Annotated in this window: 7 protein-coding genes; all 7 read left to right on the top strand. The window is 37.5% G+C overall.

What is annotated here, in order from left to right; all coding sequences use genetic code 11:
- Window positions 1–22 precede the first annotated feature (22 nt).
- The 7 genes from J2W95_RS06810 (at window position 23) to J2W95_RS06780 (ending at window position 13,234) form a co-directional block, all read left to right on the top strand.
- Complete coding sequence (locus tag J2W95_RS06810) at window positions 23–1,213, top strand: peptide-N-glycosidase F-related protein (protein WP_310005285.1); 1,191 nt, start codon at window positions 23–25, stop codon at window positions 1,211–1,213.
- Between the two features lie 36 nt (window positions 1,214–1,249).
- Window positions 1,250–3,499, top strand: a complete 2,250-nt coding sequence (locus tag J2W95_RS06805; RefSeq protein ID WP_310005283.1) for a family 20 glycosylhydrolase — start codon at window positions 1,250–1,252, stop codon at window positions 3,497–3,499.
- 117 nt (window positions 3,500–3,616) lie between these two features.
- Window positions 3,617–5,875 carry a glycosyl hydrolase family 95 catalytic domain-containing protein gene (locus tag J2W95_RS06800; RefSeq protein WP_310005281.1) on the top strand — a complete coding sequence of 753 codons (2,259 nt, stop codon included), beginning with the start codon at window positions 3,617–3,619 and terminating at the stop codon, window positions 5,873–5,875.
- A 59-nt stretch (window positions 5,876–5,934) separates the two neighbouring features.
- Window positions 5,935–6,204, top strand: a complete 270-nt coding sequence (locus tag J2W95_RS06795) for a hypothetical protein (RefSeq protein ID WP_310005279.1) — start codon at window positions 5,935–5,937, stop codon at window positions 6,202–6,204.
- 156 nt (window positions 6,205–6,360) lie between these two features.
- A complete protein-coding gene (locus tag J2W95_RS06790; RefSeq protein ID WP_310005277.1) occupies window positions 6,361–8,664 on the top strand; it encodes a hypothetical protein in 2,304 nt (767 codons plus the stop codon).
- A 63-nt stretch (window positions 8,665–8,727) separates the two neighbouring features.
- The gene (locus tag J2W95_RS06785) at window positions 8,728–10,914 is read left to right on the top strand and encodes a hypothetical protein (protein WP_310005275.1); all 2,187 of its coding nucleotides are present in this window, start codon (window positions 8,728–8,730) and stop codon (window positions 10,912–10,914) included.
- A gap of 94 nt (window positions 10,915–11,008) precedes the next feature.
- On the top strand, window positions 11,009–13,234 hold the full coding sequence (locus J2W95_RS06780; protein ID WP_310005273.1) for a glycoside hydrolase family 3 C-terminal domain-containing protein: 2,226 nt from the start codon (window positions 11,009–11,011) through the stop codon (window positions 13,232–13,234).
- Window positions 13,235–13,251 lie beyond the last annotated feature (17 nt).

Below are 13,251 nucleotides of genomic sequence, written 5' to 3'. Positions count from 1 at the left end.
ATAGAATTAAATTGGAAGAATAATGAGGAAAATAATTTTTACAATGCTGCTGGGAACTTTGATTTTTAGTAATAATGTCACAGCACAGAAAATAGAAATTTTTGATCAGGTAAGAGTAAATCACGATGAAAATCGTAAGGACTTTTCTACTGACAATAACGGGAATATCTATTATGGAGGAGGTCAGTATGTGTTTAAAAAAGTGACTTTCCCGAAGCAACAATTGAATACCAAAGCAGAAATAAGTGTTACAGTTATTTCAGGAGGTGATCGTTACGATCGTGCCGGTTCGATTTATGTACTTCCTGTGGACAAAAACAATTCGCTTGAAGATGTGGTGAAAAACAAAAAGTTTGCTTCTAATGAATATACGAAAATCAAAACGATTGTTCCAGAAGGGAATTTTTCACCGACCATCGAGTTAATGCGTTTTATGACCACATTCGGTGTTGGTTTTTTTAGCAATGATTCATTGCAACGCAAACCTGTTTACATTCCGTATTGGGAAAGAGAAGTGAAATGGAAAGAAGATATTTCTCAATTCTCCACTTTGTTGCAAGGTGAAGTTTGGATTGGTGTTCATATCGGGAATTATACCAAGGGTGGGCATATCATAAGTGCATCGATCAATCTTAAGCCTAGCGAATTGAGCTGTGATATTGCCAAGAACAAAGTGGTTGTACCCATATTAAACACAGACCCTTTTGGAACCAATCAAGGAAATGATGAGCTTTTTGCTTATAAAGATTTTCAGGTTGAATTCAATTTGCCAAAAGGAGCTAAAAATCCAAAACTTTATTACATCACCACTGGCCACGGAGGTCATGGTGAAGGCGATGAATTTGTTAAAAAACAGAATATCGTAAAAGTCGATGGAAAAAAAGTAATCGATTTTGTGCCGTGGAGAGATGACTGTGCCAGTTTTCGCCGATTTAACCCAGGTACAGGGGTTTGGTTGAGAAAACGTGTGGCTCCTTATATCCAAGAGGACAAAGGAACTTATACTACAAAAGAAATTGAAGAACCTATTGCTAGTAGCGATCTGAGCCGTTCGAATTGGTGTCCGGGAAGTAATGTTCCAGCGATGATGGTTCCTTTGGAATTAAAAGAAGGGAAGCACACGGTGATTTTTAGTATTCCAGAAGCGCAAAAAAATGTTAACGGAACTTCAAATCACTGGATGGTGAGTTCGTATATCGTTTATGAGCTGTAAAAATTTAAATAATTCGAAAGAATAAATAATTATCAAATGAAAAAAGCATTCTTAATTTTATTGTTGCCATTTCTTTGTTTGGCACAAGCGCCTTACCGAGTTTCGATTATCCCAAAACCTCAAAAGATTAGTTTTAATGAGGGCGGATTTATTTTAAAAAATGGTTCAACAGTGGCAGTAACCGATGCGAGTCTTACTCCTTTGGCAAACTATCTTGTGGCAACCATTGGGAAAGAAAATGGTTTGGATTTAAAAGTTTCAAAAGATGCCAAAGCCGACATCACACTTTCGTTGGGTTACAAGAACGAAAAAACGGAAGCTTATAAAATGGAGGTTTCTGCCAATGGAATTGCCATTACCGGAGCTTCTCCTGCTGGAATTCTGATGTCGATTGCCACTTTGCGACAACTGATTCCTGTTGGTGTAAACCAAACCAAAGTACAGTTTCTAAAAATAGAAGATTTTCCAAAATACAGTTATCGTGGAGCACATTTGGATGTGAGTCGTCATTTCTATAGCGAAGATGAAGTCAAACATTTTTTGGATTTGATGGCAAGGTACAAGTTGAACAAATTCCACTGGCATTTGACTGATGATCAAGGATGGAGAATAGAAATCAAAAAATATCCGTTATTGACCGAAAAAGGGGCTTGGCGTAAATTGAACAATCAAGACAGGGATTGTATCAAATTGGAAAAAGAACAAGATAATAGCGATTTTAAATTACCAAAAGAACATTTAAAAATCGTTGGAAATGATAAACTTTACGGGGGATTTTACACTCAAGAACAAATCAAAAACGTGGTTAAATATGCCAAAGAAAGAGGTATTGATGTTTTGCCGGAGATCGATATGCCAGGTCATTTTATGGCGGCAATTATTGGTTATCCTTACCTTTCTTGTAAAGGGAACGCACACATGGGAAGTACCTTTTCTGATCCTTTGTGTGTAGGGAATCCACAAACTTTGAAATTGGTAAAAGAAATTTACACTGAAGTTGCGGGCTTGTTCCCTTATGAGTATATGCATTTGGGCGCTGATGAAGTGGAAAGAACCAATTGGAAGGAATGTCCGAAATGCCAAGCAAAAGTAAAAAAAGAGCATTTAAAAGGGGTTGAGGAATTGCAGTCGTGGTTTGTTCACGATATGGAAAAGCATTTCAATAAATTAGGCAAGAAACTCATAGGTTGGGATGAAATTTTAGACGGTGGATTATCGCCAACAGCAACCATTATGTGGTGGAGAAATTGGGCGCCAAAAGCGATACCAACCGCAACAGAGCAAGGGAATTTTGCGATTTCAAGTCCGTGTTTTGAATTGTATTTTGATTTGACTGAAGGGCCAGCTTCTTTAGAATCGGCTTATTTGTTTGATCCATTGAAAGGGCTTACGCCAAAACAATCCAAAAATGTAATTGGAATTCAAGGAAATCTTTGGACAGAAACAGTTCCGACAGTTCGTCGTGCCGAACATCAATATTTCCCTAGAATATTTGCACTTTCAGAAGGTGCTTGGAATGGAGAAAAACGAAACTGGGAAGAATTCAGAAGCCGAGTGGTAAACGAAATCGAATATCTTGATGCCAAGAAAATCAATTATCGTGTTCCAAATCTAACAGGTTTCAACGATTTAAATGTTTTTACAGAAAATGAAACCGTAAACGTAAATTGTATTTTGCCGAATATCACCGTAAGATATACTACAGACGGCTCGATTCCACAGGCAAATTCAACAAAATATATTGCTCCATTTTCTGTTTCTGAAAGTACTAAGTTTAGCTTTAGATCATTCCGTCCCGACGGAAGTGGCTCGGAAGTGTATAAAGCCGAATTTCGCAAGGAAAGTTATTCAAAAGCTTATGATGGAGCCTTTCTTAGCGATGGAATCGTGCTAAAAGAGTATGAATCGAAATCGAAAAAATGTGCCGAAATCAAAAACAGCAAATTAGTCAAAGAATCGAAAACGGAAAGCATGGAAATGCCAAAAGACTTTAAAGGATTTGCTGGGCTAATTTTTGAAGGTTATTTTGAAGTTAAAACCGATGGTGTTTACACTTTTGAATTGGCGTCTAATGACGGGTCAATGTTGTATGTGGATGGTGCAATGGTTATCGACAATGACGGTCCACACGGAAACAAAGCCAAGACAGGACAAAAAGCTTTGGCAAAAGGATGGCATAAAATGGTAGCCGAATATTTTGATTTGGATTCCGGAGGAAATTTCTCTGTTAAAATCAAATCATCTGATGATAAAGAATTCAATCTGATGAGTCATTTTAAAAATTAGTAAAGAGTTAATCAAGAGTGTTGTTCAGCCCGAAATTTATAGTTTGTAGCTATATTTTAATTGAATTTTGTATTGTATTGTTTTTTTAGGTTGTTATCGTTTTTAAGTGAATAAAAAATGAAGATAAAATTATTAGTTGCTTTAGGATTTTTATCGATAGTTTGTTTTGGTTTTCCTCCAAAGGAATATTCCAAAAAGGTGCAAACGGTGTTAAGTCGCCATACCGTTATTTATGATAAAGTTCCAACCAGAATACCAAGTCGTGTTGCTGTGGATGCTCCTTTGTTAGGTAATGGATATACTGCAATTGCTCTTTCTGGAAATCCTGAAAAACAAATTTTCCGAGTGGCTCGAAATGATTTTTGGCGATTCAAATCGGCATTGGATGAATCGTATCCCACTGTTTTGGGTAAAATAATTTTGAATGTGCCACAATTAGAGGGAGCATCTTATCAGGCGATTCAAGATTTATTTACAGCAACAACAACTGTAACCTTATCTAAGGGTAAAACAAAATTAGTGTATAAAGCTTATGTTTCGGCAGTGGATGATGTTTTAGTTGTCGAAATGACATTGCAAGGAGATTCATCAATAGAAGCTACAGTCAATTTGGAACTTCCGGGAGCGGACGAAATAGTGAATCAACCACCATTGGAGCGTGTTTTTCCAGATGAAAAAGGAATTAAAACAGAGAAAGAAATAGAAACGCTTTGGCGAGGTTTTGAAAAAGATGTGGATCAAAAAACAATAGCATCAATTGCTCTACGCATTTTACAACAAAATAGAAACGGAAAAATTACATTGAAACCAAACCAAACCGTTCGTTTTGTTTGTGCCTTTTCAAGTAATTTTAAAAGTGAGGATTGTGTGAAATCGGTTAATTCCAAAGTTTCTGCGATTAGCGAAAAAGAAACCAAAACTATTCAAGCCAAACATCAAAACTGGTGGAAAACGTATTGGGAAAAGTCATTCGTTGACATTCAACAATTTCCAGAGATTGAAAAACAATATTATATTTCGCTTTATGGGCTTGCTTCTTGTAGTCGTGACAAGGATTTTCCTCCGTCTATTTTTGGGAGTTGGATAACCAAAGAACGTCCGGATTGGAACGGGGATTACCACTTGAATTACAATCATGAAGCTCCCTATTACGGACTGTATTCTTCCAATCGAATCGAACAGGCTGATCCGTATTATGCGCCATTATTGGCAATTATTCCGCAAGGAAATCTTTTCTCAGAAAAAATTACAGGGATTAAAGATGGAATTTTGTTACCAGTTGGAATCGGTCCGCTCAATACAGATACGGTTCACCAATCACCATTTCTGGAACAATATTTTGCTAGTTGGATAAATAATCAAACCGTAGAAGGCGGTAGTTGTTTTTGGGGACAAAAGAGCAATGCAGCTTATGCTACAGTAGATATTTCGATGCAGTTTTACCACACTTGGGATAGGGCTTTTACCGAAAAAGTTTATCCGTTTGTGTTTGGAGTTGCTAAATTTTGGAGTGAATATCTCAAGTTTGAAGACGGTCGATATGTGATTTACAACGATGCAATTCATGAAGGTACAAATGGAACAAAAAACCCGATTTTATCTTTAGGATTGGTTCCGATGGTGATGAAAACTGCTATCGATATGAGTACGCTTTTGGGTAAAAATGAACAAGAGCGGGCCAAATGGCAGGACATTATCAATAAAATGTCGACTTATACATTTCAAGAGAAAAACAATAAAACCGTTTTTCGTTATTCAGAAAAAGGAACCGATTGGTGGGATGGTAATACTTTGGGAATCCAACACATATATCCTGCCGGGCAAATTGGTATTTACAGCGACCCAAAATTGCTTGAAATTTCAAAAAACACTATTGAAGTAATGGGAGACCGTTGGTTTGACAGCAATGGAAGTAACAGTTTTTTCCCGGCGGCAGTACGCATTGGTTACGACCCAGAAATTATTTTGGAAAAAATGAAACAATATTGTTTGGATATGTATCCAAACGGTTTTCGAAGAGGAAATCCACATGGTATAGAAAACTGGAGCACGGTTCCCAATACGATTAACGAAATGTTGTGTACAGGCCACCAGGATGTTGTTCGCGTTTTTGAAGGCTGGAACAAAAAAGAGGATGCCGAATTTGGAAATATCAGGGTTGAAGGTGCTTTTTTGGTTTCATCAAAATTGATAAAAGGTGAAGTTCAAACCGTAACCATTGTGAGTGAACAAGGCCGTCCGTTAGCTTTCTTGAATCCATGGAAAGCGAAAAAAGTAAGTATAAAATCGAATGGAAAAACACAGATTCTTTCAGGGGAATTTATAAAAATGAATACGGAAAAAGGAGTTGTTTATACAATTAATTGCGTACTGTAATCCATTTCATTAAACAGTTTGTTGTATATATTTTGATTAAATTAAAACATTAAATAATAATGAAAAATATACTATTTTTTAGCATTTTATGTATTTTATTGACTGAGTATTTACAGGCACAGAAAAAAGTTTCAAATCCTTCGTATGAAAAAACAGTGAATGATTTGCTATCCAAAATGACTTTGGCCGAAAAAGTTCATATTCTTCATGGAGATCATTTGTATAGCTTTCCCGGAATCGAACGATTGGATATAGTCAGGGAAACCAAAATGGTGGAAATCCAACTTTCGGCTCGTGATTTCTCCTATTGGTCTGTTGAAGAAAAATGATGGAAAGCATCAGATGGAAAATTCGAAATACGTGTAGGTTCTTCATCACGTGATATCCGTGCGAAAGAAGAAGTGAAATTTATTTCTGTGAAAAAATAATAATAAGTATTCGTAGAGCAATTGCGGTTAGCAAAAAGTATTTAAAAAATAAAAAAAATGAAGATAAAAATTGGTTTGCTATCTCTGGTTTTGTCAATTTTCGTCGGACAGCTGTCGGCGCAAAATCAGACTGGAGCGGTTAATGATTTTCTAAAAGAACTAAAAGGTTCGTTTAAGCCAATGATTAACGAATATAGCGGAACGGATTTGAAATCGTCTCAATCAATTAACAACGGCACTTTGAAATTAAATGCTGCTGATTGGAATTGCAAGCTGACTACCAAAAAAAATGGTAAGTCGGAAGTAATGGATGTAAAAGTGGCGTTTCAATTGCAAAATGGTATTGCCAAAGAAACTGCAGTTGTGGCGGCTTTTGATTTCAGTCAGTGGGACACCAAGAATTATGTGATGATTCCGGCGATTATTTACAATGGAAATCGTTACCAAACTATCGGAAATGGCTATATGCCAAATTACCCAAAGGACATGTACTACAATCCAAATGTGTCTTTGACTTTTTCAAATGATCCACAGTTGTCGCCCGATCCTTCAAAAACTTCATTGATTGATTTGCAAACGGGTAATATGGCGACCCCGGCGGTTTGTTTCTATTCTCCGATCTTGAAAAAAGGGTTCATTTTATTAACTGAACAACAAACCCAACTTGGAAATTCTGGAATTTCGGTTCGTGAAAATGCCGATCGTTCGGTAGCTTCTATTCAGGTGAGTGCTCCTTCGGTTAGAAAATTGCGTACTGGTTTTGGTGATTTTGCGCCAAGCGAAGACAAAGCAGCCGATTGGAAAACGGGAGATGAAGTGACTTTGAATTTCAAATTATATTCCTTTCCAGCAAAATCGATTCCTGATTTACTAACGAAATTCATGGAAGTTAGAAAATCTTTGTCAGGCGAAAACAATCCAAGAAATCTAGTTCCGATGAGCAAGCAATTGGAATTGGCAACTGGAATTACGTCAACACGCTGGGTTGAAGTTCCAGTTGGGAAATATTATGCTCCAGAAAATGGGAATGATTTTCAGTTGGGATGGGTGAGTGGTATGATGAATACGTTTCCGATGCTGACGTTGAATAATGCCAAAGAAAGAGAAAGAGTAGGAATCGAATTTGATTTTATAATTGACAAATTACAAGGGAAAAGCGGTTATTTCTATGGTGGAATTACAGCTGACGGAAAAATTCGTCCGGAAAGACAGCACGAAGCCTATCCTAAAATTCAGGCAATGGTTCGTAAAAACTGTGATGCTTTACTATGGATGACCAAACATTTGATGTTGTACAAAGAATTGGGTTACGGAAAAGAAATTAAACCAAGATGGGAAGAAGCAACCAAAAAATTGGCGCAGGCATTTGTGAATACTTGGAAAAAAGACGGTCAATTTGGCCAATATATTGTTCCTGAAAATGGTGAAGTTGCTGTCTATAACTCTACTGCAGGAGCTATAGCACCAGCTGGTTTAGCGGTAGCTTCTGTTTATTTTGGAAATAAAGAATTTTTGGCTGTAGCCAAAGAATCGGCTGCTTATTATTATAAAAGAGATGTTGAAAATCAAGGTTTAACGACAGGACACTGTGGGGATATTTCACAAGATGCCGATTCTGAATCGTGTTTCGGATTTATGGAATCTCTGATGGCTTTGTACAATGTGACAAAAGAGATTCAATGGTTGGAAAAAGCCAAAGTACAGGCAGCTTTGTGTTCGACTTGGGCATTTTCGTACGACCCAATTTTTCATGATGAAAGTCAGATTGGAAAAAATAAATCGAATATGGCGGGAGCCGTTTGGGCAAGTACTCAAAATAAACATGCGGCACCTGGTATTTGCACGGCTTCTGGGGATTATTTGTTCAAATTATACCGTGCAACAGGCGATTTGAAATATGCCGATTTGATTCGAGATATTCAACACGCCAATGTAGAAGCAATGGATATGCCCGGACACCGAACGACCAATCACGGTTTTGGAACAGAAATGGAGCGAATTCAGCTTTCGGATGCTGAGGGGAAATCAACTATAGGTAACTACTATAACACCCGCAATTCTTGGTGCGAAACCAATGGCGCTTTTATGGCATTGGAACTTCCTGGGATTTATGTGCAAACTGATACCCAAAAAATATATGTTTTTGACCATGTTGAAGCGAGTTTGAAAGGAAATGTGCTAACAATAAAAAACAATACTGTTCACGATGCTAAAGTGGCTGTATTTGCCGAAACTTCAAAACAAGCAGAAACACCAATGAGCTATGTCGCTTTTACAAAATGGAAAAAAGTAGAAGTGAAAGCGGGAAAAGAAGTATTGATAACTTTAAATAATAATGGGACTCTCAAAAACGTAAAATAATGGATTTAAAATAAATTCGTTAAGTTTTTAAGGTCACACAGAAAAATCTAAATTTTAAAATAAATGAGGAAGATTTTAATTTTTATGGCAGTTTTGTTGTTTCAAAATAGTTATTCTACAGCCATTATTTTGAAGACAAAATATGCATCGATTTCAGTAAATGAAAAAGGATTCATTACCAGTATAAAAGATTTAAAAAGCAAGAAAGAATATTTTGCCAAAGGGCAGGATTCGCCTTTGCTTACCTTGCATATTTGGTCAAAAAAACAAACGTTGGAACCTTTGTCTGCTTTGTACAATAACGAAAAGCAAGTGTTTGTTTTGAAGTACCAAAATGGTTCGGAGGCGACGGTTAAAGTGAATCAGAAAACACAATACATTCGATTTGAGTTAATCGAATTGAAAAATCGTGGCGAAGTCGATAACGTGATTTGGGGGCCTATCAAAACGACAATTTCCAAAACCATAGGGGAATTGATCGGCGTGGTTCGTGATGATAATTTTGCCATTGGTCTGTTTGGATTAAATGATAATACAACGACTGGTTTACCAGCTAATGGTGATGCACTCGAAATGATGCATTATTACATTCACTCTCCCGATCCCAAAAAATATCCTTTACCATCCAATTTGAAAGAAGGACAGAAATTCCGCATCGGTGGAGACGGGGTGAATGATGTGGCTTTTTATTCACACCCTGAAGAATATTACCGAATGACTTGTGGAAACGGAGCCATTTTGGAACCTGATTATGGTTCGCATATCGTCTATCATTCGAGAGACCGCCGTAAACCCCATACCATTTCGAAAACTATCGATACCGATATTCTTTTCCATACCGATCCGCAACACATGGTAGTTGATGGTTTGGAGGGTGTCGATTTGTTGCATTCAGCAGTTGCTTTTTATGCTTGTCCCGATAAAATAGGACTTTCGGTAATTGAGGATATTGTAAAAAATGAGGATTTGCCTTATATCAAAGACAAAGGAAAATGGATTAAAGATCCAACAAACAATCGACCGGATGTGGCCTGGAGTGGTGTCCACGACAGTTTAATCAGTTATACGAAACAAATTGGTTTCAGAGCTGTACAAGATGAGGGGCAAGGTGGTGGTTATGCCGAATATTATTACAATCCTGCTAATCGTCTTGGAGGAATGAAAGGAAAATATGCTAACGGGAAAACGGAAGATATTCGTCTTTTTGGAGCCAAACTAAAAAAAGAAGGAATTGCTTATGGAGTACATACTTTATGTGAATTTATCCAAACCAACAGTTCTGATGTGACTCCGGTTCCGAATAAAAATCTGTTGAAATTGTTTACCGTTCAATTGGATAAGGATGTGTTGCCAAAAGATACCATTATTGTCGTAAAAGATACTTTGTATTTGAACGAAAGAGGAGAGTACAATGTGAATGTATTGAAAATCGGAGACGAAATCATCGGTTACAAAGGGGTGACCAAAACAAGTCCTTACACTTTAATCGGAGTCGAAAGAGGCTATTATAAAACCTTTGCTTTGGCACATAAAAAAGGCGATGATGTGTCGAAATTGAAACCGAATTGCTACTCGGGTTTGATGCCAGATATGATTCTGCAGGATACATATGCCAGGGCTTATGCCGATTTACTGAACGAATGTTCGATGGACTTTATCGATTTTGACGGAATGGAAAGCTGTCTGTACCAAGGTCACGGTTATTATTCATACAAACGTTTTTTCAGAAGTATGTTTGACCAGGCCGCAAAACACGGTAATACTTATATTCGAGTGATGGGAGCCGGACCTTCGGAAGGAAATTGGCTGTATATGAATACGATCAATCTCGGAGGAGGAAATCACATGTTTAATCCTGAAACCGGACAATGGGGGATAGAAGGGAAAGATATGCGTTACGTTTTTGAAAGCAGTTATATGCCAGGAACTTTCGGGATTCAGGGTTTTCCGAAAACAGCGGAAGTGGCACATAATCTGCAATGCAAGTCAATTGCCTGGGGAGCGCAATATATGTTGGGAATGAGCCAGGAGACTGTTGAAAAGAATCTTGAGAAATATCAAATTTTCAAGGCTTTGAAAGCTTGGGAAACTGCTCGTGAAGCTGGTGTTTTTACAGATAATCACAAAGAAAGATTCAAAAGTACTTCTGATAAATTTAAGTTGGAACAAACAAGTCCCAACAATTGGACACTTTATAGCCAAAAATCAGGAAATGGATCATGGATTGCTGAAAAATTAAAAAGGGAATAATAATAATTGCTTATTATTGTTCTTAAGCAGTAAGAGTAGATAACGATCTAATGGATTTATAAATCAATGACATTAATACTTAAAAAATAAACCGATGAATAGTAAGTACAACTGGATTTTTATGATTTTGCTAATGAGTATCTTTTCTATAGGATATGGACAGTCGCAAAATAAAAATTACCCTTTCCGCAACCCGGATTTGGATATGGAGGTTAGAATAAAAGATCTGATATCCAGATTGACACTTCAAGAAAAGGTAAGCATGATGAAGCATGAGTCTCCTGCGATTGAACGTTTGGGAGTACCGGCTTACAATTGGTGGAATGAAGCCCTGCATGGTGTTGCTCGTACCAGCGAAAAAGTTACCGTTTTTCCACAAGCTATTGGGATGGCTGCTACTTTTGATACTGAGGCTCTTCAGAAAATGGGAGATATAACCTCTTCGGAAGGGCGAGCACTTTTTAATGAGGATCTTCGAAATGGCAAAACAGGAGCAGGTTATCGTGGATTGACATATTGGACACCTAATATCAATATTTTTAGGGATCCTCGTTGGGGAAGAGGACAGGAAACCTATGGTGAAGATCCATTTCTAACCGCCAAGATGGGATCGGCAATTGTTAGGGGATTGGAAGGAAATGATCCAAAATACTTAAAAGCGGTGGCTTGCGCCAAACATTATGCTGTGCATAGTGGTCCAGAGCATAATCGCCATACTTTTGATGTTAAACCTTCCACTTTTGATTTGTGGGATACGTATCTACCAGCCTTTAGAGAACTTATTACCAAGACAAAGGTTCATGGTGTGATGTGTGCCTACAACCGTTTGAATGGACAACCTTGTTGCGGAAACAGTAAATTATTATCTGATATTTTACATAACCAATGGAATTTTGATGGCTATGTAACTTCCGATTGTTGGGCGGTAAGTGATTTTGCTCAATATCACAAGACACATGCCAATAATACTGAGGCCGTTAGTGATGCTTTGTTGAGTGGAACGGATCTGGAATGTGGGAACTTATACCAATTGTTGGAACAGGGAGTTAAAAACGGATTGCTTTCAGAACGAGATATTAATGTTTCGTTAAGTCGTTTGTTTAAGATTCTCTTCAAAATAGGGATGTTCGATCCTCAAGATAAAGTGCCTTATGCTTCTATCGGAAGGGAAGTGATTGAAAGTGATGCACACAAAAAACATGCTTATGAAATGGCTCAAAAATCAATGGTGTTGTTGGAAAATAAAAAAAATGTACTTCCACTTAATGAATCAAAAATTAAGAGTATTGCATTAATAGGTCCTAATGCAGATAATGCCCATACTCAGTTAGCCAATTATTATGGAACTCCAAGTGAGATTGTAACCCCTTATGCAAGTTTACAAAAACGTTTTTCTGGTAAGATTAAGGTTGACTATATGAAAGGGGTAAATATTGTTGATAAAATAAAAGATGGGCCATCATTTGCACAAGTGGCTGCACAGGCCAAGAAATCGGATGTGATCTTATTCGTAGGTGGTATCAGTGCCGATTTTGAGGGAGAAGCAGGAGATGCAGGCGCAGGCGGTTATGCAGGATTTGCCAGTGGGGATAGAACCACTATTGCTTTACCACCAGTACAGACTGAGCTTTTGAAAGAATTGAAAAAAACAGGTCGTCCAGTGATTGTGGTTAATATGTCAGGCTCTATTATGGACTTCCAGTGGGAAAGCAAAAATGCCGATGCTATTTTGCAGGCATGGTATGGAGGACAAGCTGCTGGAGATGCTATTGTCGATGTGCTTTTTGGGCAATACAATCCATCGGGGCGTATGCCATTGACAACTTATATGAGTGATAAGGATTTGCCAGCATTTGAAGATTATTCAATGGAGAATCGCACCTATCGTTATTTTAAAGGTCAAGTAAGATATCCTTTTGGTTATGGGTTGAGCTATACAAATTTTAGTTATAGCCCCTTGGAAAATGATTCGGTTTTACAGACAGGAAATAGTATTCAAGTAAGTACAACAGTTAAAAATATTGGAAAAATTGATGGTGACGAAGTGGTACAATTGTATTTGATACATCCACAGGATAAAAATATGAGAACTCCAATCCATTCCTTGAAAGGATTCAAAAGGATTCATCTAAAGAAAGGGGAATCTACCAAAGTAACCTTTACTCTTAGTCCGGAAGAACTCGCCTTGACAGAAAGTGACGGAAATCTCACGGAGAGCGCTAAGAAGGTTGAAATATATATTGGAGGTGGTCAACCCAATAAATCTTCTGGCAGTTTTAACTCTCTAACTATTCAAGGGGAATCCTATAAAGTATTCTAATTTCACCTAAAGAGGCA

The sequence above is a fragment of the Flavobacterium granuli genome (assembly GCF_031456055.1).
GTDB lineage: Bacteria > Bacteroidota > Bacteroidia > Flavobacteriales > Flavobacteriaceae > Flavobacterium > Flavobacterium granuli_A.
The sequence above is the reverse complement of the archived record's forward strand: the minus strand, read 5'-3'. Positions and strand labels throughout refer to the sequence as shown.